This window comes from Maritimibacter sp. 55A14 (genome assembly GCF_003122205.1).
Lineage (GTDB): Bacteria > Pseudomonadota > Alphaproteobacteria > Rhodobacterales > Rhodobacteraceae > QEYE01.
The window spans coordinates 115,321-140,514 of the sequence record NZ_QEYE01000012.1 but is presented as its reverse complement, the minus strand read 5'-3'; the positions used below and the strand labels follow the sequence as shown (position 1 = coordinate 140,514).

At 64.7% G+C, this 25,194-nt stretch carries 27 protein-coding genes and 2 tRNA genes; 25 read left to right on the top strand and 4 right to left on the bottom strand.

Features of this window, described 5'->3' with window-relative positions:
* Positions 1–385: 385 nt before the first annotated feature.
* The 7 genes from DDZ14_RS12170 to DDZ14_RS12135 all read left to right on the top strand — a co-directional run bounded on the left by DDZ14_RS12170 (position 386) and on the right by DDZ14_RS12135 (position 6,481).
* Positions 386–1,273 carry a LysR family transcriptional regulator gene (locus DDZ14_RS12170; RefSeq protein WP_109425252.1) on the top strand — a complete coding sequence of 296 codons (888 nt, stop codon included), beginning with the start codon at positions 386–388 and terminating at the stop codon, positions 1,271–1,273.
* Between the two features lie 106 nt (positions 1,274–1,379).
* On the top strand, positions 1,380–2,003 hold the full coding sequence (gene wrbA / locus DDZ14_RS12165; protein ID WP_109425251.1) for an NAD(P)H:quinone oxidoreductase: 624 nt from the start codon (positions 1,380–1,382) through the stop codon (positions 2,001–2,003).
* Positions 2,003–2,641 carry a DsbA family protein gene (locus DDZ14_RS12160; protein ID WP_109425250.1) on the top strand — a complete coding sequence of 213 codons (639 nt, stop codon included), beginning with the start codon at positions 2,003–2,005 and terminating at the stop codon, positions 2,639–2,641. Before wrbA ends, DDZ14_RS12160 begins: the two co-directional genes overlap by 1 nt.
* A 12-nt stretch (positions 2,642–2,653) precedes the next feature.
* On the top strand, positions 2,654–2,797 hold the full coding sequence (locus tag DDZ14_RS19705; RefSeq protein ID WP_158275518.1) for a hypothetical protein: 144 nt from the start codon (positions 2,654–2,656) through the stop codon (positions 2,795–2,797).
* A 22-nt stretch (positions 2,798–2,819) separates the two neighbouring features.
* Complete coding sequence (locus tag DDZ14_RS12155) at positions 2,820–3,722, top strand: EamA family transporter (RefSeq protein WP_109425249.1); 903 nt, start codon at positions 2,820–2,822, stop codon at positions 3,720–3,722.
* Positions 3,723–4,209: 487 nt separating this feature from the next.
* Positions 4,210–5,259 carry a DUF4238 domain-containing protein gene (locus tag DDZ14_RS12145; protein WP_158275517.1) on the top strand — a complete coding sequence of 350 codons (1,050 nt, stop codon included), beginning with the start codon at positions 4,210–4,212 and terminating at the stop codon, positions 5,257–5,259.
* Between the two features lie 364 nt (positions 5,260–5,623).
* On the top strand, positions 5,624–6,481 hold the full coding sequence (locus tag DDZ14_RS12135; RefSeq protein WP_146193131.1) for a DUF5677 domain-containing protein: 858 nt from the start codon (positions 5,624–5,626) through the stop codon (positions 6,479–6,481).
* Between the two features lie 176 nt (positions 6,482–6,657).
* Here the strand turns inward: DDZ14_RS12135 and DDZ14_RS12130 are convergent, their stop codons facing one another.
* On the bottom strand, positions 6,658–7,284 hold the full coding sequence (locus DDZ14_RS12130) for a LysE family translocator (RefSeq protein ID WP_109425245.1): 627 nt from the start codon (positions 7,282–7,284) through the stop codon (positions 6,658–6,660).
* A 240-nt stretch (positions 7,285–7,524) separates the two neighbouring features.
* Here DDZ14_RS12130 and DDZ14_RS12125 point away from each other — a divergent pair.
* Together DDZ14_RS12125 and DDZ14_RS12120 are read left to right on the top strand one after the other, a co-directional pair.
* A tRNA-Gly gene (locus DDZ14_RS12125) sits at positions 7,525–7,598 on the top strand.
* A 263-nt stretch (positions 7,599–7,861) separates the two neighbouring features.
* Positions 7,862–9,655 (top strand): ABC transporter transmembrane domain-containing protein, encoded by a 1,794-nt coding sequence (locus DDZ14_RS12120; RefSeq protein WP_109425244.1) that lies wholly within the window; start codon positions 7,862–7,864, stop codon positions 9,653–9,655.
* A gap of 8 nt (positions 9,656–9,663) precedes the next feature.
* Here DDZ14_RS12120 and DDZ14_RS12115 read toward each other — a convergent pair whose 3' ends face one another.
* Positions 9,664–11,133, bottom strand: coding sequence for a DASS family sodium-coupled anion symporter (locus DDZ14_RS12115; RefSeq protein ID WP_109425243.1), 1,470 nt, complete (start codon positions 11,131–11,133; stop codon positions 9,664–9,666).
* Positions 11,134–11,340: 207 nt separating this feature from the next.
* On the opposite strand from DDZ14_RS12115, the gene DDZ14_RS12110 reads away from it, so the two are divergent.
* The gene (locus tag DDZ14_RS12110) at positions 11,341–13,239 is read left to right on the top strand and encodes an acyl-CoA synthetase (RefSeq protein WP_109425242.1); all 1,899 of its coding nucleotides are present in this window, start codon (positions 11,341–11,343) and stop codon (positions 13,237–13,239) included.
* A 46-nt stretch (positions 13,240–13,285) separates the two neighbouring features.
* On the opposite strand, the gene DDZ14_RS12105 is transcribed toward DDZ14_RS12110, so the two are convergent.
* A tRNA-Thr gene (locus tag DDZ14_RS12105) sits at positions 13,286–13,360 on the bottom strand.
* Between the two features lie 88 nt (positions 13,361–13,448).
* Here DDZ14_RS12105 and DDZ14_RS19890 point away from each other — a divergent pair.
* The 13 genes from DDZ14_RS19890 to DDZ14_RS12045 all read left to right on the top strand — a co-directional run bounded on the left by DDZ14_RS19890 (position 13,449) and on the right by DDZ14_RS12045 (position 22,037).
* A complete protein-coding gene (locus tag DDZ14_RS19890) occupies positions 13,449–13,604 on the top strand; it encodes a hypothetical protein (protein WP_199221338.1) in 156 nt (51 codons plus the stop codon).
* A 15-nt stretch (positions 13,605–13,619) separates the two neighbouring features.
* The gene (gene murA, locus DDZ14_RS12100) at positions 13,620–14,885 is read left to right on the top strand and encodes a UDP-N-acetylglucosamine 1-carboxyvinyltransferase (protein WP_109425241.1); all 1,266 of its coding nucleotides are present in this window, start codon (positions 13,620–13,622) and stop codon (positions 14,883–14,885) included.
* Positions 14,882–15,367 (top strand): DUF2948 family protein, encoded by a 486-nt coding sequence (locus DDZ14_RS12095; RefSeq protein WP_109425240.1) that lies wholly within the window; start codon positions 14,882–14,884, stop codon positions 15,365–15,367. The genes murA and DDZ14_RS12095 overlap by 4 nt, the downstream gene beginning before the upstream one ends.
* Positions 15,368–15,756: 389 nt before the next feature.
* A complete protein-coding gene (hisD, locus tag DDZ14_RS12090; protein WP_109425260.1) occupies positions 15,757–17,070 on the top strand; it encodes a histidinol dehydrogenase in 1,314 nt (437 codons plus the stop codon).
* A complete protein-coding gene (locus DDZ14_RS12085) occupies positions 17,067–17,555 on the top strand; it encodes a UPF0262 family protein (protein ID WP_109425239.1) in 489 nt (162 codons plus the stop codon). The genes hisD and DDZ14_RS12085 overlap by 4 nt, the downstream gene beginning before the upstream one ends.
* Before the next feature lie 13 nt (positions 17,556–17,568).
* Positions 17,569–18,024, top strand: coding sequence for a low molecular weight phosphatase family protein (locus DDZ14_RS12080; protein WP_109425238.1), 456 nt, complete (start codon positions 17,569–17,571; stop codon positions 18,022–18,024).
* A gap of 23 nt (positions 18,025–18,047) precedes the next feature.
* The gene (locus DDZ14_RS12075; RefSeq protein WP_109425237.1) at positions 18,048–18,446 is read left to right on the top strand and encodes a ketosteroid isomerase-related protein; all 399 of its coding nucleotides are present in this window, start codon (positions 18,048–18,050) and stop codon (positions 18,444–18,446) included.
* Positions 18,443–19,030, top strand: a complete 588-nt coding sequence (locus DDZ14_RS12070) for a GNAT family N-acetyltransferase (protein WP_109425236.1) — start codon at positions 18,443–18,445, stop codon at positions 19,028–19,030. The genes DDZ14_RS12075 and DDZ14_RS12070 overlap by 4 nt, the downstream gene beginning before the upstream one ends.
* Before the next feature lie 3 nt (positions 19,031–19,033).
* On the top strand, positions 19,034–19,930 hold the full coding sequence (locus DDZ14_RS12065) for a carbon-nitrogen hydrolase family protein (RefSeq protein WP_109425235.1): 897 nt from the start codon (positions 19,034–19,036) through the stop codon (positions 19,928–19,930).
* Between the two features lie 74 nt (positions 19,931–20,004).
* Complete coding sequence (gene infA, locus DDZ14_RS12060) at positions 20,005–20,223, top strand: translation initiation factor IF-1 (RefSeq protein WP_007205486.1); 219 nt, start codon at positions 20,005–20,007, stop codon at positions 20,221–20,223.
* A gap of 7 nt (positions 20,224–20,230) precedes the next feature.
* Entirely contained in the window at positions 20,231–20,812 is a 582-nt protein-coding gene (locus DDZ14_RS12055) for a nucleoside triphosphate pyrophosphatase (protein ID WP_109425234.1), read from the top strand.
* Positions 20,809–21,855: a ribonuclease E/G gene (locus DDZ14_RS12050; RefSeq protein WP_109425233.1), complete on the top strand. Its 1,047-nt coding sequence runs from the start codon at positions 20,809–20,811 to the stop codon at positions 21,853–21,855. The genes DDZ14_RS12055 and DDZ14_RS12050 overlap by 4 nt, the downstream gene beginning before the upstream one ends.
* A complete protein-coding gene (locus DDZ14_RS12045; RefSeq protein WP_109425232.1) occupies positions 21,852–22,037 on the top strand; it encodes a DNA gyrase inhibitor YacG in 186 nt (61 codons plus the stop codon). Before DDZ14_RS12050 ends, DDZ14_RS12045 begins: the two co-directional genes overlap by 4 nt.
* A 10-nt stretch (positions 22,038–22,047) precedes the next feature.
* On the opposite strand, the gene DDZ14_RS12040 is transcribed toward DDZ14_RS12045, so the two are convergent.
* Positions 22,048–22,650: a response regulator transcription factor gene (locus DDZ14_RS12040; RefSeq protein WP_158275516.1), complete on the bottom strand. Its 603-nt coding sequence runs from the start codon at positions 22,648–22,650 to the stop codon at positions 22,048–22,050.
* Between the two features lie 381 nt (positions 22,651–23,031).
* Here DDZ14_RS12040 and DDZ14_RS12035 point away from each other — a divergent pair, with 381 nt between their 5' ends.
* Together DDZ14_RS12035 and DDZ14_RS12030 are read left to right on the top strand one after the other, a co-directional pair.
* Complete coding sequence (locus tag DDZ14_RS12035) at positions 23,032–24,234, top strand: aminotransferase class V-fold PLP-dependent enzyme (protein WP_109425230.1); 1,203 nt, start codon at positions 23,032–23,034, stop codon at positions 24,232–24,234.
* 11 nt (positions 24,235–24,245) lie between these two features.
* On the top strand, positions 24,246–25,190 hold the full coding sequence (locus DDZ14_RS12030; protein WP_109425229.1) for a CoA ester lyase: 945 nt from the start codon (positions 24,246–24,248) through the stop codon (positions 25,188–25,190).
* The last annotated feature ends 4 nt before the right edge of the window (positions 25,191–25,194 follow it).

Genomic DNA, 25,194 nt, shown 5'->3' with positions numbered 1-25,194 from the left:
CGGAAAATAGGGTTCCAGACGCGCCATCTGCGCGTCGCTCAGCCAGTAAAGATCAGACATGTCACCGCTCTGTTTTCAGGCGGTGAATCACGATGCTCGGCTGAAATCAATGGGTCCTGACCCTAGGCCGGACCTCTCAGCAGCAATCCCGTCATGGATATACGGGTCCAGACCCGGAGCAGGCGAGGGGCTTGCTTGGCGAGATCGACTTTGCCCAGAGATGGATGCCGATTTTAGGATCGCCGTCGCCCGTGATTTCTTTGCAAGGCCAAACACGACAAGGCCAATATGCCAAGCCGTTGGCGACGCTCTGAAATCCGTGTTACTTGATCACGTGAGCGGTCTTGCGATGGCCGCGGGGCAACCCGAACGAGTTCCTGCCGCGATGGACAAACTTTCTGTCATGCACGCCTTCCGCCGCATCGTCGAACGCGGCAGCTTCGCGCGGGCGGCAGAAGATCTCGGCGTCTCTCCGGCGCTGTTAAGCCGAGAAATCAAGCTGCTCGAGGAGAGCCTTGGCAGCATGCTCCTGACACGGACAACGCGGGCCATGTCGCTCACCGATGCCGGGCGGCTCTACTACGAGGAAGCGCTCAGCATTCTTGGCGCTGTCAGCAATGTAGAGAACCGCATCCGCGACGGCGCCGGCGAGATGCGCGGGCATCTCAAGGTGAACGCCCCCAGTTCCTTTGCGCAGACGGTCATCGCTCCCTTCCTTCCGGGGTTTCTCAGTGCCTATCCCGATCTAAGGCTCACGCTCTCACTCGATGACAAGGTGGTCGACATGGTCGAAGGCGGGTTCGACGTCTCGATCCGCATCCGGGCCTCCATGCCGGACTCGGTTCTGGTGGCGCGGAAACTTGGCACCACTCGGCAAAGGATCTTCGCCTCGCCCGCCTATCTGGAGCAGGCAGGCGTCCCGGAGAAGCCAGAGGACATCCCGCATCACCGGGTGATCGGTTTCCTGCTGGCCGATCACCTGTCATCCTGGACCCTGCAGGGACCATCCGGGAAGACCACTCTCGATCTCGATCCGCCCGTCCGGGTCGGCAACAGCCTCGTCCTGCGCGATCTTCTGATCGCGGGCTACGGGGTCGGGACATTGCCGGATTTCGTCTCGAACGCCCCCGAGGCGCGCGGCGACTTGGTGCGCGTCCTTCCGGAATACGAGCTACCCGCGCCGGAAATCTTCGCGGTGACAGCTTCGCGGCTGGGCATGGACGCCAAGGTCACGGCGTTTCTCGACCATCTCCGCGTGGCACTCCGGAACTGACATTCTTCAACGACCGTAAAGAATGATGTGAGAGCCAGGTGGTTAATCCGGCGGGCCGCATCTCCGATCTTCTCAGACAACGAAACCCGAAACCTGAGAGGCTCCAATGACCCGTGTTCTTGTTCTCTATTACTCCAGCTATGGCCATGTCCGAGTTCTTGCACAGGCTGAGGCCGACGGGGCCCGCAGCGTGCCCGGCACGAATGTCGACCTGCGCCGCGTTCCGGAAACCGTCCCCGTTGAGTTTCGGAAGAAAGCCGGTTTCGCTGCGGATGATACGCCCGTTGCAACGCCTGCCGATCTCGAGACCTACGACGCGATCATCTTCGGAACGCCGACGCTTTTCGGCATGATGGCCGGGCAGATGAAGTCATTCCTGGACCAGGCCGGTGGGCTGTGGGCCCGCAATGCACTAGTGGGCAAGGTCGCGGCCGTCTTCACCTCCACCGGCTCGCAACACGGCGGTCACGAGGCGACGCTTCTCTCCACCCAGATCCCGCTACAGCATTTCGGGATGCTGATCGCGGGCATGCCCTACACCTTCACCGGGCAGACGACCGCCGAGGGCATTGTCGGCGGCGCGCCCTATGGCGCCGGCACCATCGCCGGCGCTGACGGTGCGCGTGCGCCCTCCCGGACCGACCTTGCCGGCGCGCGCTTCCAGGGCGCGCATGTGGCCCGGATTGCCGCGCGCCTCGCCGGGGCCAACTTGCATGAGGAGGCCGCGTGATGCCGTCCCTCACCATCGACTTCTTCCACGACGTCGTCTGTTGCTGGTGCTTCAACATCTCGTCACGGATGCGCAGCCTTGCAGCCGAGTTCGACCTCGACATCCGCCACCGCACCTTCGTGCTGCAGGCCGATTGCACCGAGATGGCAGCGCGCTGGGGCACGCCCGAAGTTGCCCGCGAAACGATCCTTGGGCACTGGTCAGTTTGCCGTGAGGTCAGCGACTACCCCGAGCGCATCGATATCGACGCCATGCGGTCGGCACCGTTCGATTACCCGCACGGGATGACCGCAGCGCTGGGATGCAAGGCGGCGGAACGGATCGGCGGCCAGACTGCGCACTGGAACATGTTCGACCGCCTTCAACACGCCCATCTCGGTGAGGCACGGAACATTGCCGACCCCGCCGTCGTGCTCGCGGTCGCCCGGGAGTTCGGCTTTGAGGCAGCGGCCTTCGCCGCGACTTTCGACGACCCGACCACCGCCCGGGCCGTCGAAGCCGACCGGCAGCACGCACGCATGCTTCAGGTCCGCTCAATCCCGACCCTCATCGTCCGCGAGACAGGCGCTAGCCTCGTCAATGGACCGCGCGAGGATCTGGCCGCGCAGCTGCGCCCCGCCCTCCGCCTCGTCGCTTGAAAGGAAATTTCGATGACCTTCCCGTTCTTCCGTTCCCTTCGCGAGCGGTGGCGCCTGCGCGGCGTGCCGCGCGACCTCTCGCCCCACCTGATGCGCGACATCGGCCTCGAGCCCTGGCCTGAGCGCCCGCTCCTCCCCCTGCACCTGCTCTGGTGAGCCCCTGACCAGGAGAGACACCATGTCACGCACCACCGATATCCTCCTGACGGCGCTCGCCCCGGCGGTCTGGGGCAGCACCTATCTCGTGACGACCGAGGCGCTCCCGGCCGGCTACCCCGTGACCCTCGCCGCGCTCCGCGCCCTGCCTGCGGGACTGTTGCTGCTCGCGGTCACGCGCTGCCTGCCGCCGCGTGCTTGGCTCGGCCGGGCCTTCCTGCTGGGCAGCTTCAACTTTGCGCTTTTCTGGGTGCTGCTGTTCGTGGCCGCCTACCGGCTTCCCGGCGGGGTCGCGGCGACACTGGGCGCGTTACAGGCGATGATGGTCATCGTCATGGCGCGCGGCTGGCTCGGCGCGCCGATCCGGGCGGGCGCCGTCGCCGCGGCGGCGACCGGTGCTGTGGGCGTGGCGCTCTTGCTTGTCGGTCCGGAGGCGCGACTCGATCCCGTCGGCGTTGCGGCGGGCCTGGGCGGCGCCGCGTCCATGGCGGCGGGTACCGTGCTCAGCCGGAAATGGCAGCCGCCCGTCTCGGCACTCAGCTTCACCGCGTGGCAACTGACGGCCGGCGGCCTGATCCTGCTGCCGCTTGCCCTGATCGTCGAGCCACCGCTGCCGCCGCTCTCGGCCACCAACCTCGGTGGTCTCGCCTGGCTTGGCATTGCCGGCGCCGCCGCGACCTACGCGATCTGGTTCCGGGGCATCGCACGCCTGGAACCCGGGGCGGTCTCAATGCTCGGCATGATGAGTCCGGTAACGGCAGTTTTCCTTGGCTGGGTCTGGCTCGGACAGTCCCTTTCGCCGCTGCAGGGTATCGGGGCTGTCATCGTCCTCGGCTCAGTCTGGGCGGGTCAGCGCGCGAACCGTCAACGCGCCGACGGCACCCTTGCGCCTCCAGTAGCACCGCCGGCGAAGGCCGCCGCCTGAAACCTATGCCAGAAAGGAGAAAGACTTGACTGATCTCACTCTGACCCCCGAACTCTCTACGTCCTTTGTCCCGGCGTATGGCCTGACCGTCCTTGTCGAGACGGCTTTTTGCTTCCGGCTGCTCTTGCAACGGCGCGTGACCTGACAGGAGAGTGGGATTGCAAAGGGTCCCGTCCCACTGCAGGAACGTCTGGACAAGGTCGAGACACGGGTTCGGTTTCGGTAAAACGGGCGGAAAGGAGACATTAGCTGCAAGCGCACAGTATGACCGGTCCGACTGCCATATCCAGAAGGTATTTCCAGTTTGCACCGGTTCTTCCGCAGTATCATAGACGGCATCGATCTCAGATCGCGCACTTGCGTCTGATCCGAAATGACCACAAAATAGGGTCTAAACCCTATGTTTGAGCGGATCAGGTTTAATCAACTTTTCGCTGATCCGTTTGAAGGTTTTCCATGATGTATGGAATTTAGGAAGGGAAGTATATTGAGAAATGACGCTAAAGCAGAGATGCAACATCACGTACCGAAGGCGGCGTTGCTTAAGAACTTTTCCTTCGAAAAACCAAATGGAAAATCGCGTCATGTGTTTCTCTTCGATAGGCTAAAAGGAAAGCTGATTCCAAGCCAGCCTAGCGTAAACAATGTACTTGGTCAGAGAAATTTCTACTCAGTCAAACTTGGCGAAAGCATCTACTCAATTGAAGAAGGGCTAACCGCGCTAGAAGATGCCACATCACCAATCATATCCAAGATAATTACCAATGAGTCGCTCGAGTGCTTGTCCGACAAAGATCGTGCAAAGTTAAGCACTTTCATTACCGCACAGTGGCTTCGATCCCCCAAAATTAGAGCTAGTCAGAAAACCTTTTCAGAGACGTTAGCAGCCAAGAGTAGACGTATCGCACCGGAAGCTTCTAACCTGAGTGAAATTGAAGCTCACGCTTCCGAAGATGGGGTCAAGCTTAGCTCCATTCGACTGATCGAAGACTTAACCGGAAATCTTGCTGAGATTGTATATTCCTATCGGTGGCTCTTACATCGTGCGACCCCTCAACAGAGCTTTTGGATATCTGACTGCCCCGTCGTGATGCATAGCCAAGAAGACTTTGGACCTTACGGTAGCTTGGGTTTTGGTGTGCCAGGCATACAGTTAACAATGCCGTTAAGCTCCGATTTTGCGCTATCAATCTGGCATCCCAAAGTAGTCCACGATTTGACAAAGGACTACGATGAGCGGCTAAAGACTTTCAAACATTTGAAAATTAAGCAAGCGTTGGCACCTATGACAGTCTCTCTAGAAGCCGAAGCCCTAATTTTAGAGACGGAAAAGAAGTTTAGAAGCTTGGACTTTCTTCTAGATAATCTTGATATCGGTACCGCAATTCCCTCAAGTTCGGAAAATATGGATCACTTCAATTCCCTGCAATTCAATTGGTCGCTGCGTTTTATTGCCAGCAAAAATGATGACTTTGTGTTAGCAGCGCGAATGTATAAAGATAATCCTGGCGGCGGTGTGAGTTTCAGAATGGACTAGTGTCTACCTTTAAAAGTTTGGCTGATTGAGGCCTTGGTAAGAAACGGCGGAATTGCTGGCATCCGCTGCGGGTGCGGTGCTTACATAGGGGCAAAGGCCGAAACGGACTTCCACGTTGCTAGCAGTATCCATCATTCTAGACGAGGTTAGATCAGATTGTGGTTGAGCAAAAAAAACACTTAACGTTTTGCAAAATGCAATTGAGGAGGCTGCGCTAGAGCTTGTGGATATTAGCGATGACGGGGAGTTTGACTAAGAGCTGTTTCAGAGGCGCCTCGATGAAGTCATCAAGCAATCCAGAGAGGATTGTGAAGCCGAAAGTCTCAAATCTTACCGAGATACCGCAATTAAAGTTCTGCCTGATATGCGTGAAGCAGCTAAGGGGTTTGAAGAACGCTCTTTTGAACGTTGGAAGCCTGCATTTGATCACCTTGAAATGATGTTGGCAATAGCTCAGGAACTGGGTGAAGCAAACGCGAATGAGTTTGATCAAGATGCGGACGAGAGCACGCAAGTTGTTATGGCCGCTCTTTCAAATATTTTCCCCAAAGCTCTACTTGTTACAAATGAAATTATTTGCCTTTTGAAAGGGGGTTTTCCCGATGGTGCATTGGCGAGATGGCGTTCACTCCATGAGCTAACCGTAACCGCCATGTACATTCTGCAAGAAGGCCGCGAGCCTGCTATCGCATATATACTGAGTTTTCATTTTGCAGCGCGGCGGGCTGCTTTGCAGATAAATGAGCATGCCGAGCTTGCTCGCTTGGAGAAGTTTTCTAAGAGTGATTTAGAAGGCTTTGATACCCGCCGCAATGAAGCTGAAAAGGTACTTGGGCGGAAGATCGAGAAGGACAAAGATGGTGAGTGGCCAGCCATTAATTTAAAGCACCGTGACTTTGCGGCAATCGAAAAGCGTGTCGATATGGATCACTGGCGCCCACGGTATAAATGGGCGTCACAGCATACCCACGCAGACCTCAAACCTGTTGGCAACTTACTGGGTATGTCCGAGAGTGAAAAGGCCGTGAACTTGGTAGGGGCGAGTAATTCGGGGTTTGCAGACCCCTTCATGATGACCGCCATATCGCTGGCACAGATTACAAGCACATATCTTTCAGTGACGCCAAATCTCGACCGCGTTGTGCACTCAAGTGTTTTACTGAAGCTCTCAGATGAAATGTCCGAGATAGCGATGAAAAGTCAAAACAAGAAGAATGCTTAAACCGCTTACCAAACGCCTGCGGTTCTTCGCCAGTATCAACTTCAGTGAAGCTGCAACGCGGCGTCCGACCACATGGCCAGTGTCCGCTTTGGGCCGGGCGCGTCAGTGGTGCGGCCTGGGAGGGGGCAAACGGCTTTCCGTACCGCCGCAGACCCGCTCCGAGCTCAAACTGACTACTATCGCGAGACCGACTTTAAACCCAACAAGATCGCCGCAAAGATCATGAAGCTGCCCCCGATGCGTTCGAGCCAGACTTTCGCCGTTCCTTTGAAACGAGCCGCGATCCAACTTGCTCCGGCCCCGTAGGCCGAAAGAAACAGACCATCCATGATGATGTAGGTCGCGGACAGAATGAGAAACTGAGGCCAGAACGAGTGGTCAGCAGATATGAACTGCGGGAAAAGGGCTGCGAAGAAGACAACAGCTTTTGGGTTGGCTGCCGACGTAAGAAATCCTTGCGCCCAGAGATTGCCGAGCGGCACGTTGCGTTGCGCAACTCTGCCCCCGGGGTCATCTGGTTTTGCTTTTCTTATCATGCGGATACCAAGCCAAATCAGGTAAGCTACGCCAGCCCACTTAATGATTGCTAGTGCGGCACCCGAAGTCGCGATGATCGCGGCCAAACCCAAACCTGCTGCCAGCATTTGCAGAGCATTTGCTGAGAGATCGCCTGCCGCTGTTGAGAATGACCTTCGAAGCCCGTGCGCACTGCTATTGGACAACATAAGAAGCTGGCTCGGCCCGGGTGTGCTCATCAACGCAAGCACCGTTGCGGCGTAAATCGTCCAGATTTCCAATGTCATGGGCAGTTCTCCGTTTGCCCACGCAAGCTACCACCAACTTCGAGAATTACCACCGCCAACCGGGTGGCGGCATGGCAACTTCGTCTGCGCGATGCCGACATTGGCGAAGATTTTCGCTGCGGCAAGCGCGTACGGCCGGTCCAGAGGAACTGCGATGCGGCGTGCGTCGAAGCTCAAGTGACCGTAATGGGCGTTTACTTGACCTCAGATTTCGTCTGTCATATCAGTTCAGGGCTGTGCGCGGGTATGGTGTAATGGTAGCGCCCTAGCCTTCCAAGCTAGTCGTGCGGGTTCGATTCCCGCTACCCGCTCCAAGAATTAATTTCCGACACATTACCTGCAGAAGCGCAAATATATCTTGGATATATGATTGATAATCATACCTTTTTCAAGGTAAGCACACGTGTCTTCCAAGCTAGTCGTGCGGGTTCGATTCCCGCTACCCGCTCCATCTTCCGCTTGCGTCCCTGTCCCCGTACTCGGCCCCGGCCGGGGCGCGCCGCCGCTTCGAGCCACCGCGGGCTTGTGCGCGGTCGCCTGCTGGCCTAATTGGGGCCAAACGCGCAAGGGGCAGCACATGGTCAGACGGACGCAATCCGCAATCGATGAGCGCGAGAGTTCCCGAAGGATCGGTGCGCTCGCGGCGCTGATGCCGTTCATCGCGCCCTATCGCGGACTGGTCGCAGCGGCACTGGCGGCGCTGGTGCTGACCGCTACGGTATCTTTGGTGCTGCCGATGGCGGTGCGCCGCGTGGTGGACGGGTTCGGCGCCGGCGAGGCGGTCCTGCTCGACCAGTATTTCGCCGCGGCGCTGGGCATCGCGGGCTTGCTCGCGCTGGGCACGGCGCTGCGCTACTACCTGGTGACGCGCCTGGGCGAACGGGTGGTGGCCGATATCCGCAAGGCGGTCTTCGCGCGGATGGTCTTCATGAGTCCCGCCTTCTACGAGCGCCTGATGACCGGCGAGGTGCTCTCGCGGATCACCACCGACACCACGCTGATCCTGTCGGTGATTGGCTCGTCGGTCTCGATCGCGCTGCGCAACCTGCTGATCTTCCTGGGCGGGCTCGCGCTGATGCTTGTGACCAGCGCCAAACTGACCGGCATGGTGCTTCTGATCGTGCCGCTGGTGATCGTGCCTATCATCCTGCTGGGCCGCCGCCTGCGGGTGCTGAGCCGCGAGAATCAGGACTGGATCGCGCAAAGCTCCGGCAACGCGTCGGAGGCGCTTCTGTCGGTGCAGACCGTGCAGGCTTTCACGCACGAGGCGCCCAGCCGCGCGCAGTTCGACGCGGTGACCGAGAAATCCTTCGACGTGGCACTGCGCCGGGTGCGGACCCGCGCGGCGATGACCGCGATCGTGATCTTCCTGGTCTTCTCGGGCGTGGTGGGGGTGCTCTGGATGGGCGCGCGCGACGTGCAGGCCGGGGTGATGTCGCCGGGCGAATTGGTGCAGTTCGTCATCTACGCGGTGATGGTGGCGGGCGGGGTAGCCGCGCTCTCGGAAATCTGGGGCGAGTTGCAGCGCGCCGCCGGCGCGACCGAGCGACTGGCCGAACTGCTGCGCGTCCGCGATAGCGTGCGCGACCCGGAAGCGCCGCGCGCGCTGCCCACGCCCGTGGCCGGCGCAATCGCCTTCGAGGACGTCACCTTCCACTACCCCTCGCGCCCCGACGCGCCCGCGCTGCACGGCATCAGCCTGACCGTCGCGCCGGGCGAGACCGTGGCACTGGTCGGCCCGTCGGGCGCGGGCAAGACGACAATCATCCAGCTTCTGCTGCGCTTCTACGATCCGGTTTCAGGGCGCGTGACACTCGACGGGACCGATCTGCGCGACGTGACACGCGACACGTTCCGCCGCCACATGGCGCTGGTCCCGCAGGATCCGGTGATCTTCGCGGCCTCGGCGCGCGAGAATATCCGTTTCGGCCGCCCCGATGCCAGCGACGCCGAGGTGGAGGAAGCCGCGCGCGCCGCCGCCGCGCATGATTTCCTGACGACGCTGCCGGAGGGCTATGACAGCTACGTGGGCGAGCGCGGCGTGATGCTCTCGGGCGGGCAGAAGCAGCGCATTGCGATTGCCCGCGCGATCCTGCGCGACGCGCCCGTGCTGCTGCTGGACGAGGCGACATCGGCGCTCGACGCGGAATCGGAACGCGCGGTCCAGAACGCGGTGGAACGGCTGGCGCGCGAGCGCACGACGCTCATTGTCGCGCACCGGCTGGCCACGGTGAAGAAGGCCGACCGGATCGTCGTCTTCGACCAGGGCCGGATCGTCGCCGAAGGCACCCATGACGCGTTGGTGGCCGATGGCGGGCTCTATGCGCGGCTGGCGCGGCTCCAGTTTACCGAGGGGCTCGCGGCGGAATAGCCGCGCGCTCAGAACGCGATCCCCAGCACCGGACCGCCCAGCGCCCCGATGGCGGCATAGGCGATCGCGATCGCGGCGAGGTTCAGCGCGAAACCGGCATGGACCATGTCGCGGATCTCCATCTCCTTATAGGCGAAGACGATGGCATTGGGCGGGGTCGCAATCGGCATCATGAAGGCCATCGAGGCCCCCAGCGCGACCGGGACAGTCAGCGCCAGAACGTCGATCTGCAAGCCGGCGGCGACGGCGGCAAGGATCGGCAGGAAGGTCGCGGTGGAGGCGGTGTTGGAGGTGATCTCGGTCAGGAAGACGATGGTCGCCAGCACCGCGAGCATCAGGAAAAGCGGGCTGGCATCGAGCCCGCTCGCCGCACCGCCGATGGCTGCGGCCAGGCCTGAGGCGTCGAACCCGTCGGCCAGCGCGAGCCCGCCCCCGAAGAGGATCAGGATACCCCAGGGCAGCGTCCGCGCGGCCTCCCAGTCGAGCGCGCGCAGCCCCTCCCCGCCGGGGATCGGTAATGCGAAGAGAAGCAGCGCGGCGGCGATGGCGATCATCGTGTCGTCGATGGGCAGGCCGGTCAGGTCGGCAATCGGGGCGCGCAGCATCCATCCCGCCGCGGCCAGCAGGAAGACCGCGCCGACCAACCGTTCGCCCGCGCCGGGCGGCCCCAGCGCGCGCGTCTCCTCGGCCAGCATGGCGCCGGGGTCTTCGAGGTGCAACGCGCCCAGTGGAAAAGCCACCCGCGTCAGCAACAGCCAGGCGGCGGGCAGCATGACAACCACGACGGGCAGGCCGATCAGCATCCAGCGTGCGAAGCCGATCTCGATGCCGTGCCCGGCCTGCAGGAAGCTGGCGAGCATGGCGTTGGGCGGCGTGCCGATCAGCGTGCCCACCCCGCCGATCGAGGCGCTGTAGGCCACGCCGAGCATCAGCGCGACGCCGAAATTGCGGCGCGCGCGCGGATCCGGCGTCCGCCGCCCGACGAAGCCGATCACAGAGAGCGCCACCGCATACATCATGATCGCCGTGGCGGTGTTGGATATCCACATCGACAGGAAGGCCGTGGCCAGCATGAAGCCCAGCACGATCCGTGCGGGCGAGGTGCCGACGACACCCACGATGCGCAGCGCGATGCGGCGGTGCAGGCCCACCCGCTGTACCGCCGCGGCCAGCATGAAACCGCCCAGGAAAAGAAAGAGCAACGGGCTGGCATAGCTTTCCGCGGTTGCGGCCGCGCCGCGGATGCCCAGGAGCGGCAGCAGCACCAGCGGCAGCAGTGCCGTGGCGGGCAGCGGCACCGCTTCGGTCAACCACCAGATCACCATCCAGGCGGTGAGTGCGGCCATGCGCCAGGCGGCGAGGTCGAGCGCGCCGGGCGGACCGGCCAGCAGCATCAGCCCGGCGCAGACCGGCCCGGCCAGAAGGCCCGCGCGGCTGAGCCCGCCATGATCTCTCCGTCCGTTTTCGCTGGGCGGCATGTTGCGGCGTTCCCCGGCTGTCGCATCGGGCGCGGCCTGCGCCCGGCCCCAGCCTGCCCGGTGGGATTTCGGGGCACAAGGGCGCCGATGCCGCGCCATGCGAGCGGTTTCGCAGCGTAACACTTGCGCGGCGCGCGCTTTCTACGCATTTTCGGCTGAACCAGGTGAAGAATGCCGCGGAGACAGACGGCACTAGGGGAGGACGAAATGGCGAAATTTGCCACGCTGGCGGACAAGCGCGCGATCGAGGGCGATGTGCCCTGGGAGGAGCGCCAGCTTGCCACGACGATGTATCAGTTCGTCGGCCGCATCGCTGACCGGCATCCCGACAACAAGGCCGTCTCTTTCCAGATCCTCTCGGGCTCCGGCGACCGGGCCGAGACGCTGACCTGGCGGCAGTTGCAGGGCAAGGTCACGCAGGCCGCCAACATGTTCCGCAGCCTTGGCATCGGCGAGACGGATGTGGTGGCCTACATGCTGCCCAATTGCAACGAGACCGTGATCACCCTTCTGGGCGGCGCGGTGGCCGGGATCGTCAACCCGATCAACCCGCTTCTGGAGGCAAAGCACATCGCCGGCGTGTTGCGTGAGACCAAGGCCAAGGTTCTGGTCACGCTCAAGGGCTTTCCCAAGACCGACGTGGCGCAGAAGGCCGCCGAGGCCGCCGCGCTCGCGCCCGATGTCGAGACCATCCTGGAAATCGACCTCAACCGCTATCTCAGCCCGCCGAAATCCTGGATCGTGCCGCTCATCCGACCGAAGGTCGAGGCCACGCACAAGGCCCGCGTACTGGGCTTCAACACCGAGCTCGCCAAGCACAGGGCGGATGTTCTGGACTTCACGGATGCCTACGAGGACCGCGTTGCGGCCTGTTTCCATACCGGCGGCACGACCGGCATTCCGAAGGTGGCGCAGCACAAATATTCCGGCATGATCTACAACGGCTGGTGCGCCTCGGAGATCATCATCGGCCCCGACGATGTGATGCTCTGCCCGCTGCCGCTTTTTCATGTCTTCGCCGCCTATCCGATCCTGATGACCTGCGTCGCCTCCGGTGCGCATCTGGTGCTGCCGACGCCGGCCGGTTATCGCGGCGAGGGCGTGTTCGATAATTTCTGGAAGCTGATCGAGCGCTGGGGCGCGACCTTCATGGTCACCGTTCCCACCGCGGTCTCGGCGCTGATGCAGCGCAAGGTGGATGCGGACGTGTCGAGCCTGAAGACCGCGCTCTGCGGGTCGGCGGCACTGCCGGTGGAACTTTTCAACCGCTTCCAAGACGCCACCGGGGTTGCGATCCTCGAAGGCTACGGCATGACCGAGGCGACCTGCCTGGTCTCCATCAACCCCTATGACGGGCAGAAGAAGGTCGGCTCGGTCGGGTTGCCCTTCCCCTATACCGATGTGCGCATCCTCGATTGCGACGCGGACGGGAACGTGAAGCGCGAGGCGGGCGTCGACGAAGTGGCGGAGATCTGCGTCTCCAATCCCGGCGTCTATGTCGGCAATACCTATATGGAGCCAGACAAGAACAAAGGGCTCTATGCCGACGGTAAATGGCTGCGCACCGGCGACCTGGGACGCATCGACGAGGACGGCTATATCTGGATCACCGGCCGCGCGAAGGACCTGATCATCCGCAGCGGCCACAATATCGACCCGGCGATCATCGAGGAAGCGCTGGCGGCCCATCCGCAGGTGGCCTTCGTCGGCGCCATCGGCCAGCCCGACGCCTTCGCGGGCGAATTGCCCTGCGCGTATGTGGAGATGGTGACGGGGGCCACTGCAGATGCCGCCGAGTTGCAGACATTCGCCGAGGAGCACGTGCCCGAACGCGCCGCGGTACCCAAGCATGTGGAGATCCTGGACGAATTGCCCAAGACCGCGGTGGGCAAGATCCTCAAGAACGAGCTGCGCAAGCTGGCGGTGCGCCGCGTCTACAACGCCGCCCTGGCTGAAGCCGGCCTCGCCGCCGAGGTCACTGAAGTCTACGAGAGCAAGAAACGCGGCCTGGTCGCGCGGCTGCGCCGCACGTCGCCGGATGTCGATGAGGAGGCCGTGTCGCACTGCCTGGGCAATTTCGTTCGGCCTTGGGAATGGGGGGATTAGGCGCTGCTTTACTTCCCCATACGGGGCGTCAGGGCCTTGGCTGAGATGGTGCTGCCGGAGAGATTTGAACTCTCGACCTCTCCCTTACCAAGGGAGTGCTCTACCCCTGAGCTACGGCAGCCCTTTTCGTGCCGGTGCGTTTAAGTGCAATCAGGCCCCTATGCAAGCGCAATCTGGACCCTTTGCGCGCCCTGCGCTAGGAAGGGCGCATGGACAGCAAACCCCTGAAACCGGATGATCGCGGCAAGGGCCGGCCGAAGCCCGCGGAAACGCGCGAGGAGCGGCTGAAGGCGGCGCTCAAGGCCAATCTGGGACGGCGCAAGGCACAGGCGCGGGTCCGGAAATCCGCCGGCGACAAGGACTGAGGCAGGACAGCACATATGGATTCCATCGTCATCCGGGGCGGCGCGCCCCTGTCGGGGTCGATCCCCATCGCGGGCGCCAAGAACGCCTGTCTGACCCTGATGCCCGCGACCCTTCTCACCGACGGGCCGCTGACGCTGACCAACGCGCCGCGGCTCTCGGACATCGGCACAATGACGACGCTGCTGCAATCGCTGGGGGCGGAGGTTTCGGCGCTTCAGGGCGGCAAGGTGCTGGCTCTTAGCTCGCATGAAATTTCCAGCATGCGCGCGGATTACGACATCGTGCGCAAGATGCGGGCCTCGATCCTGGTGCTGGGGCCGCTGCTGGCGCGTTACGGCCATGCCGAGGTGTCGCTGCCCGGCGGCTGCGCCATCGGGGCGCGGCCGGTGGATCTGCATCTCCGGGGACTGGAGGCGCTGGGCGCCGAGCTGGAGCTGCGCGACGGCTATGTTCACGCGAAGGCACCCGGCGGGCTGAAAGGGGCGGAGTTCGAGTTTCCGCTGGTCTCGGTCGGGGCGACGGAGAACGTGCTGATGGCCGCCACACTGGCGCGCGGCACGACCGTTTTGCGCAACGCCGCGCGGGAGCCCGAAATCGCCGATCTCGCGTCCTGCCTCAACGCGATGGGCGCGCAGATCGAGGGCGCGGGCACCGACACGATCACCGTTCAGGGCGTGGAAAGCCTGGGCGGCGCCACGCATCCGGTGGTCGTCGACCGGATCGAATTGGGCACCTACATGCTGGCGCCCGCGATCACCGGGGGCGAGGTCGAATGCCTGGGCGGCCGGCTCGACCTGGTTGGCGCGTTCGCCGAACGCCTGGACGCCGCAGGCATCGGGGTCGAGACGACGGAGCGCGGCCTGAAAGTGAGCCGCCGCAACGGCCGCGTTTCGGCGGTCGATGTGACGACCGAGCCGTTTCCGGGCTTCCCGACCGACCTTCAGGCGCAGATGATGGCGCTTCTGTGCACCGCCGAGGGCGTGAGTACGCTGGAGGAGACGATCTTCGAGAACCGTTTCATGCACGCGCCCGAACTGATGCGGATGGGCGCGCGGATCGACGTGCATGGCGGCACCGCGCGCGTGACCGGGGTGGAGCGACTGAAGGGGGCGCCGGTGATGGCCACGGACCTGCGGGCCTCGGTGTCGCTGATCCTCGCGGCGCTTGCGGCCGAGGGCGAGACCGTGGTGCGCCGGGTCTATCACCTCGACCGCGGCTACGAGAGCGTGGAGCAGAAGCTGGGCGCGGTGGGCGCCACGATCGAGAGGGTGGCCGAATGACCGGCAAGGATGCGCGGTTCGAGGACGGGACAGAGGCGCCGCTCAACCTCAAGGCGCTGGACACCGACGACCTGACGGTGATTTCCAGCCTCGCGCAGGATGCCGTTTTCCCGGTCTCGGAAATGACCTGGCAGAGCGGCGCGCGCCGTTTCGCCGTTCTGATAAACCGGTTCCGCTGGGAAGACCGCGAGCGCGCCGAGAAGCAGCACCGCAAGTTCGAGCGGGTGCAGAGCCTTCTGGTGGTCGAGGATGTGCTCAAGGTCGCCGTGCAGGGCGTGGACCGGCGCGATGCCGACCTGGTCCTGTCGCTTCTGTCGATCGGTTTCGAGCCCGGTGCCGACGGCACCGGGCGGTTGGTCCTGACGCTGGCGGGCGACGGCGCGGTGGCGCTGGACGTGGAATGTATCGACGTGACCCTGCGCGACGTGACGCGGCCCTACGTGGCGCCTTCGGGCCGCGCCCCGGACCATCCTGACACATGATCCTGCGCCGGCGCGGGGCCGCGGTGCGCTGCGATCCGTTCAGGCCCCATGCGAAGACGATGGCTGATTACACTCTGAAACGGTCCCCGACGACCAAGCCCGTGACGATCCAGCCACCGCCACTGCACGCCATGAATGGCGTGGCGCCCAGTGGCTCTTTCTTCGCGCAAGTGGCGGGATCAGGATAAGGCAAGCGTGTAGCGCCATTTGGATTTCTCTGCCCTCCGGCTCTGGGGTCGGGGCGTGGTGGTTTCGATTGTGCAACATGCTTTAATCCAGGGCAAACGGGGCAAACCGCTGCTGCGCAATATTGCAGCCGCGGCATCTGGGTGGTTTATTCCGGCGCGAAATCTCTCTAGACCGACGAAAACACCGCAGAAAGCATGCCGATGCCCCATTTTCTGGATACATCCGGCCCGAACTTCGCGTCCCGGTTCGACGCCTTCCTCGCCGCCCGCCGCGATGCCGAGTCCGACGTCGATGCCGCGGTCGCCGGGATCATCGAGGATGTGCGGCGCCGCGGCGACGCCGCCGTGCTGGAACTGACGGCGCGATTCGACCGGCTGGAGCTGACGCCGGAGCACATGGCCTTCACGCCCGAGGAGATCGAGGCGGAAGTGGCGAAGGTGCCCGCCGACGAGCGCGCCGCGCTGGAAGAGGCCGCCCGGCGCATCCGCGCCTATCACGAACGCCAGAGGCCGCAGGACGCGCGCTGGACGGATGATGTGGGCGCAACGCTGGGCTGGCGCTGGACGCCGGTTTCCGCGGCCGGGCTCTATGTGCCCGGCGGGCTGGCTTCCTACCCGTCCTCAGTGCTGATGAACGCGATCCCCGCGCAGGTTGCGGGTGTCGAGCGGCTGGTGATTTGCGCGCCGACGCCCGACGGAAAGGCCAATCCGCTGGTGTTGCTGGCGGCGCGGCTCGCAGGGGTGGAGACGATCTATCGCATCGGCGGGGCGCAGGCCATCGCGGCGATGGCCTATGGCACCGCCACAATCGCGCCGGTTGACAAGATCACCGGTCCCGGCAACGCCTATGTCGCGGCGGCCAAGCGGCGGGTCTTCGGGCAGGTGGGGATCGACATGATCGCGGGCCCTTCCGAGGTGCTGGTGATCGCCGATGCGGCGAATGACCCGGACTGGATCGCTCTCGACCTGCTCAGCCAGGCGGAACACGACGAAAGCGCGCAGTCGATCCTGATTACCGACGACGCGGCTTTCGGCCAGTCCGTGGTGCGGGCGGTCGAGGCACGGCTGGAGACGCTGGAGCGGCGCACCATCGCGGGGGCAAGCTGGGCCGCGCATGGCGCAGTCATCACGGTGCGCGACATGGACGAGGCGGCGGCACTGTCGGACCGGATCGCGCCCGAGCATCTGGAGATCATGGTGGCCGATGCGGACGCGCTGGCCGCGAAGGTTCGCCATGCCGGCGCGATCTTCCTGGGGCAATGGACGCCGGAGGCGATCGGCGATTACGTGGGCGGTCCGAACCATGTCCTGCCGACCGCGCGTTCGGCGCGGTTCTCCTCCGGTCTCTCGGTGCTCGATTTCATGAAGCGCACGACGCTCGCGCGGATGACACCGGAGGCGCTGGGCGCCATCGGCCCCGCTGCGGAGCGGCTGGCGAAATCGGAGAGCCTGGAGGCGCATGGGCTGAGCCTGCGCGCCCGGCTCGACCGGCTCAACGCGGGAGACGGGTCATGAGCGATGCGCCCCATCTGGTTTCCGTCGAGATCGACGATGCCGGACTTCCCGTGCCCACGCCCGAGATCGAGCAGGAGCGCAAGGTCGCGATCTTCGACCTGCTTGAGGACAACAGCTTCGTGCTGCCCGCCCGCGACGGGCGCGAGGTGCCGCAGCCGCCCTACAAGCTCTTGCTGGCGATCCGCGACCGGCGGCTGGTCTTCGACATCCGGACCGGGGCCGATGCGCCCGCGGCGGAGTTCCACCTGTCGCTCGGACCCTTCCGGCAGGTGGTGAAGGACTACTTCCAGATCTGCGAGAGCTATTTCGACGCGGTGAAGAAACTGCCGCCCAGCCAGATCGAGGCCATCGACATGGGCCGCAGGGGCATCCACAATGAAGGTGCGCGCATCCTGCAGGAGCGGCTGGAGGGCAAGGTGGATGTGGATATCGACACTGCGCGGCGGTTGTTCACGCTGATCTGCGTGTTGCATTTCGGCGGCTGAGGGAGGCTGACGCGTGGCGGAAGACTTCCCCTCCTCGGTGCTGTTCTGTTGCGACCACAATGCGATCCGGTCGCCGATGGCGGAGGGGCTGATGAAGGCGCTCTACGGCCATCGCGCCTATGTCCAGTCCGCCGGGGTGAAGAACGACATGGAGGTGGACGGTTTCGCGGTCGCGGTCTGCGACGAGATCGGGGTGGAGCTGTCGCGCCACCGCTCGCGCAGCTTTGACGAGATGCAGGAATGGGGTGACGACCTGACCGGGTTCGACCTGATCGTTGCGCTCAGCCCGGCCTCGCAGCGCCGGGCGCTGGAACTGACCCGCTATTCGGCGCTCGAGGTGGAATACTGGCCGATCATCGACCCCGCGGGGCTGGGCGAGCGGCGCGAGGACAAGCTGGCGGCCTATCGGCAGGCACGCGACCAGATCAAGACCCGGATGCTGGCCCGATTCGGCCCGCCAGTAAGATAAAGTAACGGCGAGGAGGAGACGCCATGAGCCGCGACGTGATCGAACGGTATTACGCCGCCTTCAACGCAGGCGATACCGACGCAATGCTGGCGTTGTTGACCGACGATGTGGAACACCATGTCAACCAGGGCGGCATCCGCCGCGGGAAATCCGCATTCAGCGATTTCTGTGCGCATATGGCCGCAACCTATCGCGAGGAATTGACGGATATGGTGATCCTGACCGAACCCACGGGCCGGCGCGCGGCGGCGGAATTCACCGTCAACGGCGCCTACCTCGCTACCGACGAGGACCTGCCGGAGGCGCGCGGCCAGACCTATGTGCTGCCGGCGGGCGCGTTTTTCGAGTTGCGCGACGGGCAGATCAGCCGGGTGACGACCTATTACAACCTCGAAGACTGGATCGCACAGGTTTCACTATGACGCTGGAATTCCGGCGGCTGACCGGCCCGGCGCTCGACGCAGCGCTGGACGATGTGGCGGGACTCAGGATCGCGGTGTTTCGCGACTGGCCCTATCTCTATGACGGCGATACGGGTTATGAGCGGCGCTATCTGGAGACCTATCGGGACAGCCCCGGCGCAGTTTTGGTGGGCGCCTTCGACGGCGCGCGGCTGGTCGGCGCCTCCACCGGCACGCCGCTGGAGGATCACGCCGGGGATTTCGCCGCCGCCTTCGCCGCAACCGGCCTGGTGCTGGAGGATATCTTCTACTGCGCCGAGTCGGTCCTGCTGCCGGAGTATCGTGGCCGGGGCGCGGGCCACCGCTTCTTCGACCTGCGCGAGGCCCATGCCCGCGAACTGGGCCGGACATATTGCTGCTTCTGCGGCGTCGTCCGCCCGGCCGATCACCCGCTGCGCCCGGCTGCCTACCGGCCGCTCGACGGGTTCTGGCGCGCACGCGGCTATGCCCCGCTCGACGGCGCGGTGGCGAGGTTCTCCTGGAAGGACGTGGACCAGCCCGCAGAGACGGAGAAACCCCTTCAATTCTGGATGAGAAAGCTCTGAGCCATGCGCATCGCGACCGCCGCCTATCCTATGGATCCGCTGGCCGACTGGGCCGCGTATGAGGCCAAGATCACCGACTGGGTGGCCGAGGCGGCGGGGCAGGGCGCCGAACTGCTGGTCTTTCCCGAATACGGCGCGATGGAACTGGCGCATCTCGACGGGCCGGAAGCGGCGGCGGATCTGGAGGCCGCGCTGCATGCGGTCGCGCGTCATGTTCCGGCGGCCGATGCGCTCCATGCCCGGCTGGCCGCCGCGCATGGCGTCCATATCCTGGCGGCCAGCGCACCGGTCTTCGACGGGCAGGCCCGGCCGGTGAACCGCGCCCGGCTCTTCACCCCCGCGGGCCGTCGCGCCGCGCAGGACAAGCAGATCATGACCCGGTTCGAGACCGATCCCTGGAAGGTGGTGCCGGGCGGGCCGCTGACGCTCTTCGAGACCGACCTTGGCCGGATCGGCGTGCTGATCTGCTACGACAGCGAGTTTCCGCTTCTAGCCCGCGCGCTGGTGGAGGCGGGCGCCGACCTGCTGCTTGTGCCTTCCTGCACCGACACGCTGGCGGGCTACTGGCGGGTGCGCATCGGCGCGATGGCGCGCGCGCTCGAAGGTCAATGCGTCGTCGTCCATTCGCCCACCGTGGGCGCTGCGCCCTGGTGCCCGGCAGTGGATGACAATCATGGAGCCGCCGCGATCTACGGCCCGCCCGATCGTGGCTTCCCGCCCACGGGCGTGATCGCGGAAGGCGCGCCGGACGCGCCGGGCTGGGTCTATGGCGATGTGGATCTGGCTGCGGTGGCGTTGGCGCGCCGCGACGGAATGGTGCTGACGCATCGCGACTGGGCGGCGCAGCCCGCCCGCGTCCACAACGTCACAGTTGCGCATTTCGAGACGATAAAGCCTTGAAAAACACGGCTCATGAGCGCATTTAACAGGCGCTCCGTTCGCGGGGCGTGTTTGGAATCAAGAATGGAGTGACCATGGCCAAGGAAGAATTGCTCGAATTCCCCGGTGTCGTGAAGGAACTCCTGCCGAACGCGACATTCCGGGTCGAGCTTGAGAACGGCCATGAGATCATCGCGCACACGGCAGGCAAGATGCGCAAGAACCGCATCCGGGTTCTGGCAGGCGACAAGGTTCAGGTGGAAATGACGCCCTACGACCTCACGAAGGGTCGTATCAACTATCGATTCAAGTAAGCCGGGGATGCGTCTTGTCCTCGGTTCTGCCAGCCCGCGGCGCGGCGCGCTGCTGGGCCAGATCGGGATTGTGCCCGATGCGATCCGCCCCGTCGATATAGACGAGACGCCGCAGCCGGACGAACTGCCGCGCCCCTATTGTATCCGCATTGCGCGAGAGAAGGCGCAGGCGGTGGCCGCCGGCGGCGATGAGCTCGTGCTGGCCGCGGATACCACCGTGGCGATGGGCCGGCGCATCCTCGGCAAACCCGCCGATGCGGGCGAGGCCGCGGAATTCCTGCTGAAACTCTCCGGCCGCCGCCACAAGGTGATCACGGCGGTCGCGCTGAGACTGGGCGGCCGGCTCTGGCAGCGCGATGTCGTGACCACGGTCAAGATGAAACGCCTCTCCGACGAGGAGCTTTCGGCCTATCTGCGCGCTGGCGACTGGCAGGGTAAGGCCGGGGCCTATGGCATACAGGGTGCGGCGGGTGCGTTCATCCCCTGGATCAGCGGCTCGTTCACCGGGGTGGTGGGGCTGCCGCTGGCGGAGACCGCCAATTTGTTGCGCGGCGCGGGCTATCCGATGCCGGGCGAGGCGGCGTCTTGAAGGGACGCGCGGTCATCCTCGACCATATCGCCGGTCGGCGGGCCGCCGCGCTCATGGTCGATGGCCGGCTGGAGGATTTCCTGATCGATCCCCCGGACGGGGCGGGGCCGGCGCCCGGTGCGATCTTCCGTGCGGTGGCGGACCGGCAGATGAAGGGGCAGGGTGGCGTCACGCTGCGGCTGCCGGGCGGGCAGCGCGGCTATCTGAGGCAGGCCAAGGGGCTTTCGCCCGGCACCGCGCTGCTGGTCCAGGTCAATTCCTGGGCCGAGCCGGGCAAGGCCGCGCCGGTCACCACGCGGCTTCTGTTCAAGAGCCGCTACGCCATCGTCACTCCCGGTGCACCGGGCCTCAATATCGCCCGGAGGATTCACGACGAGGAGGAGCGCGTGCGCCTTCGTGCCATCGCGGATGAGGCGATGGCGGAGTCGGCGGAAGGTCACGGGCTGATCCTGCGTTCTGCGGCGGCGGAGGTGGCGGAGGCGGCCATAGCCGGCGACATTGCCGCCATGGCGGGGCTGGCCGCGCGGGTTGCGGCCGAGGCCGCGGGGCGCGAGCCCGAGGCGCTGCTCGACGCGCCGGGGGCCGAGACGCTGGCCTGGCGCGACTGGGTGGACCCCGACCCCGACACGGTGATCGACCGTGCCGGCGCCTTCGCTACTGAGGGCGTGCTCGATGCGCTGGCCGCGCTGGCTGCGCCGGAGCCGCTGCAAGGCGGCGGCTCGATGGCGGTGGAGCCCACGCGTGCGCTTGTGGCGGTGGATGTGGATACCGGCGGCGATACCTCGCCCGCCGCGGGCCTGAAGGCCGATCTGGCGGCCGCGAAGGCCCTGCCGCGCGCGCTGCGGCTGCGCGGGTTGGGCGGTCAGATCGTGGTGGACATGGCCCCCGCGTCCCGCAAGGACCGGCGCGCCATCGAGGCGGCGCTGCGCGCGGCCTTCCGCGACGATCCGGTGGAGACCGCCCTTGTCGGCTGGACCCCGCTGGGCCATTTTGAGTTGCAACGGAAACGTGAACGCCTGCCTCTGACGGAGCTGCCCCTGTGACCTGCCCGATCTGTGCCAAGCAAACCGACCCGAAATACCGGCCCTTCTGTTCGCGCCGCTGCGCGGATGTGGACCTGGGCCGCTGGCTGACCGGGGGCTATGCGGTGCCCGCGGTGGCAGAGGACGACGCCGAGGCGGAGGCAGAAGACGAGGTGCCGCGCGCCGCCGGGCGGCTGCATTGAGGCGCGCGCCTCAGTACTCGCCGGCCAGATAACTCGCGATCGCCGCCCCGCGCGAGGTCACGTCGAGCTTCTGGTAGATCGCCTTGAGGTAATACTTCACCGTGTTCTGCGACAGGCCCAGCCGCGCGGATATCTGGAAATTCGTCAGCCCCTCGGCCAGCAGCTCCATGATCTCGTGCTCGCGCTTTGTCAGCCGGTCGGCATCCTGCTGAAGGATCCTGGCCAGAAGCGGCGCCGACATGGTGACGACGTTCTCCTCCACCGTCTGAAGGATCGGCGGCAGGCCGGAATGGATGTCATCAACGAGGCAGACGGCCGCCGCCCCCGCCTTCAGCGCATCGCGCGCGAAATTCAGTTCGTTGGCGTTGGTCAGAACCACGGTACGCATCCGATGCCCGGCCTTCCGGCAGGCGCGCATCAGGTCGCAGACGTCGCCATCCTCCAGCCGGGCGGCGGCGATCAGCGTCACCGGCCCGCCGGCGCGCGCGATCAGCGCCTGCGCCTCGTCGAGCCGCGCTGCCTGGCCCAGCACCTCGCAGCCGTCCAGCGACGCGACGATCAGTTGCACACTGTCGCAGATCAGCTTCCGGCTGCAGGCGATGACGATCTTCATGGGTCTCCCCGGTGGCGCACGGCCCGGTGCCATGCTGAGCGCCGATTTGAACACGCCGCGGCCTGATCCCAAACGCCAAAAACGACGCAACCCGCGCGGAATCCGCGTGAATCCCGCCTTCCGCGCGCGGTGATTCGGCGAAAAGTCCATTATGTGAAACAGAAGTTCCGGTATTCAAAAGTGCGCAATTTCAAGATTTTACCGGAATACATTTGCATACTTTCCGAAGCCGCGCCTTGGCCCACCCGCATGGGTAGGACATCCCACCCGCCGGGGTGCATCCGGCCCCCCGATGGGGCCATTTTCCTATCCGTCGGGGGGTGGTGCGCGCGCCTCCGCCGGGGTCGAATTGACGAAACGTCAAGCCAAGGAGCCCGACCCGTGCACGGATACACGCATCTTTTCATTCCCGGCCCCACCAACATCCCCGAGCCTGTCCGCCAAGCCATGAACATCCCGATGGAGGACATGCGCGCGCCGGATTTCGGCGGTTTTGTCACTCAGCTACTGGAGGATCTCAAACCGGTCTTCCGCACGCGCAGCGGCCGGGTCTTCGTGTTCCCGTCCTCGGGCACGGGCATGTGGGAATCGGCCCTGTCGAACACGCTGAGCCCCGGCGACCGCGTGCTGATGTCCCGCTTCGGGCAGTTCTCCCATCTCTGGGTGGACATGGCCGAGCGGCTTGGGCTGGAGGTCGATCTCTGCGAGGTCGAATGGGGCAAGGGCGTCCCGGTGGAGGAATATGCCGCGCGGCTGAAGGCCGACACGGAGCACCGGATCAAGGCCGTCTGCGTGACCCATAACGAGACCGCCACCGGCGTGACGTCCGATGTGCGCGCTGTGCGCGCGGCGCTCGACGCGGCCGGCCACCCGGCGCTGCTCTTCGTCGACGGGGTCAGCTCCATCGCCTCGATCGAATTCGAGATGGAGGACTGGGGCGTGGATTGCGCGGTCTCCGGCTCGCAGAAAGGGTTGATGCTGCCCGCCGGTCTCGGGGTTCTCGGCGTCAGCCAGAAGGCGCTGGAGGCGTCGCGCACGGCGAAACTGCCGCGCTGCTTCTTCAGCTTCGACGACATGATCAAGCTCAACGACACGGGCTATTTCCCCTACACGCCGGCCACGCAGCTTCTGCGCGGGCTGCGCGTTTCGGTAGACATGCTGCTGGCGGAGGGCATGGAAAACGTCTGGGCCCGGCACCGGCGCCTGGCCGAAGGCGTGCGCGCCGCGGTCGCCGCCTGGGATGGGTGCGAGCTGGTCTCGCGCGGGCCGGAATGGCGCTCCGACACGGTCAGCGCGATCTACGCGCCCGACGGGGTGGACGCCGCTGCCGTGATCCGCACCGCCTATGAGAAATACCAGACCTCGCTCGGCACCGGGCTGGCGCAGCTTGCGGGCCGGGCCTTCCGGATCGGCCATCTGGGCTCGCTCAACCCGGTGATGCTCTGCGCCGCGGTCTCGGCCGCGGAGATGGCTCTGCTGGACAATGGCGCGCGGATCGCGCCGGGCTCGGGCGTCGCTGCCGCGATCGAGCATTTCCGCGCCACGGCCCCCGCCGAAGTCCTCCCCTTTCGCAAATCCGCCTGAAAGGCCCTGACATGAGCTACACGCTGCACCCGCTGAAGAAGCAACGCCTGCAACGGTCGGAACTGGCCGTGCCGGGCTCGAACCCGTCGATGATCGAAAAGGCTGCCGACTCGGACGTCGATTACATCTTCCTCGATCTGGAAGACGCCGTCGCGCCGCCCGATAAAGTGAAGGCCCGCGCCAACATCATCCAGGCGCTGAACGATATCGACTGGAAGGCCAAGGGCAAGACCATGTCGATCCGCATCAACGGGCTGGATACGCATTACATGTATCGCGACGTGGTCGAGATCGTCGAACAGGCGGGCCAGCATCTGGATACCATTCTGGTGCCCAAGGTGGGGGTGCCGGCCGATCTTTACACGGTGGAGACGATGGTCTCCCAGATCGAAGAGGCGATGGGGTTCGAACACCGGATCGGACTGGAGGCGCTGATCGAGACCGCGCTCGGCATGGCCAATGTCGAGGCGATTGCCGCGGCTCCCGGACGGCTTGAGGCGCTGCATTTCGGCGTCGCGGATTACGCCGCCTCGAACCGGGCGCGCACCGTGGTGATTGGCGGGCTCAACCCCGACTATCCCGGTGACCAGTGGCATTTCGCGCTGAGCCGCATGACCGTGGCCTGCCGGGCTTATGGGCTGCGCGCCATCGACGGGCCGTTCGGCGATTTCTCCGATCCCGACGCATACGTGGCTTCAGCCAAACGCGCCGCCGCCCTCGGGATCGAGGGGAAATGGGCCATCCATCCCAGCCAGATCGGGCTGGCCAACGATGTCTTCTCGCCGCCCGAGGCGGAAGTCACCCGTGCCCGGCGTATCATCGAGGAGCTGAAGACGGCCGAGGCCGAGGGCAAGGGCGCGGCCAGCCTCGATGGCAAGATGATCGACGCGGCCAGCGAACGCATGGCGCAGAACGTGCTGGCGGTGGCTGACGCCATCGCGGCGCAACAGGGCTGAGGGG

Excerpts from the sequence above, each read along its gene's own strand:
- DDZ14_RS12170 (WP_109425252.1), top strand. The coding sequence starts at position 386 with ATGGACAAACTTTCTGTCATGCACGCCTTCCGCCGCATCGTCGAACGC.
- wrbA (WP_109425251.1), top strand. The coding sequence starts at position 1,380 with ATGACCCGTGTTCTTGTTCTCTATTACTCCAGCTATGGCCATGTCCGA.
- DDZ14_RS12160 (WP_109425250.1), top strand. The coding sequence starts at position 2,003 with ATGCCGTCCCTCACCATCGACTTCTTCCACGACGTCGTCTGTTGCTGG.
- DDZ14_RS19705 (WP_158275518.1), top strand. The coding sequence starts at position 2,654 with ATGACCTTCCCGTTCTTCCGTTCCCTTCGCGAGCGGTGGCGCCTGCGC.
- DDZ14_RS12155 (WP_109425249.1), top strand. The coding sequence starts at position 2,820 with ATGTCACGCACCACCGATATCCTCCTGACGGCGCTCGCCCCGGCGGTC.
- DDZ14_RS12135 (WP_146193131.1), top strand. The coding sequence starts at position 5,624 with ATGCGTGAAGCAGCTAAGGGGTTTGAAGAACGCTCTTTTGAACGTTGG.
- DDZ14_RS12130 (WP_109425245.1), bottom strand. The coding sequence starts at position 7,284 with ATGACATTGGAAATCTGGACGATTTACGCCGCAACGGTGCTTGCGTTG.
- DDZ14_RS12120 (WP_109425244.1), top strand. The coding sequence starts at position 7,862 with ATGGTCAGACGGACGCAATCCGCAATCGATGAGCGCGAGAGTTCCCGA.
- DDZ14_RS12115 (WP_109425243.1), bottom strand. The coding sequence starts at position 11,133 with ATGCCGCCCAGCGAAAACGGACGGAGAGATCATGGCGGGCTCAGCCGC.
- DDZ14_RS12110 (WP_109425242.1), top strand. The coding sequence starts at position 11,341 with ATGGCGAAATTTGCCACGCTGGCGGACAAGCGCGCGATCGAGGGCGAT.
- DDZ14_RS19890 (WP_199221338.1), top strand. The coding sequence starts at position 13,449 with ATGGACAGCAAACCCCTGAAACCGGATGATCGCGGCAAGGGCCGGCCG.
- murA (WP_109425241.1), top strand. The coding sequence starts at position 13,620 with ATGGATTCCATCGTCATCCGGGGCGGCGCGCCCCTGTCGGGGTCGATC.
- DDZ14_RS12095 (WP_109425240.1), top strand. The coding sequence starts at position 14,882 with ATGACCGGCAAGGATGCGCGGTTCGAGGACGGGACAGAGGCGCCGCTC.
- hisD (WP_109425260.1), top strand. The coding sequence starts at position 15,757 with ATGCCCCATTTTCTGGATACATCCGGCCCGAACTTCGCGTCCCGGTTC.
- DDZ14_RS12085 (WP_109425239.1), top strand. The coding sequence starts at position 17,067 with ATGAGCGATGCGCCCCATCTGGTTTCCGTCGAGATCGACGATGCCGGA.
- DDZ14_RS12075 (WP_109425237.1), top strand. The coding sequence starts at position 18,048 with ATGAGCCGCGACGTGATCGAACGGTATTACGCCGCCTTCAACGCAGGC.
- DDZ14_RS12070 (WP_109425236.1), top strand. The coding sequence starts at position 18,443 with ATGACGCTGGAATTCCGGCGGCTGACCGGCCCGGCGCTCGACGCAGCG.
- DDZ14_RS12065 (WP_109425235.1), top strand. The coding sequence starts at position 19,034 with ATGCGCATCGCGACCGCCGCCTATCCTATGGATCCGCTGGCCGACTGG.
- infA (WP_007205486.1), top strand. The coding sequence starts at position 20,005 with ATGGCCAAGGAAGAATTGCTCGAATTCCCCGGTGTCGTGAAGGAACTC.
- DDZ14_RS12055 (WP_109425234.1), top strand. The coding sequence starts at position 20,231 with ATGCGTCTTGTCCTCGGTTCTGCCAGCCCGCGGCGCGGCGCGCTGCTG.
- DDZ14_RS12040 (WP_158275516.1), bottom strand. The coding sequence starts at position 22,650 with ATGAAGATCGTCATCGCCTGCAGCCGGAAGCTGATCTGCGACAGTGTG.
- DDZ14_RS12030 (WP_109425229.1), top strand. The coding sequence starts at position 24,246 with ATGAGCTACACGCTGCACCCGCTGAAGAAGCAACGCCTGCAACGGTCG.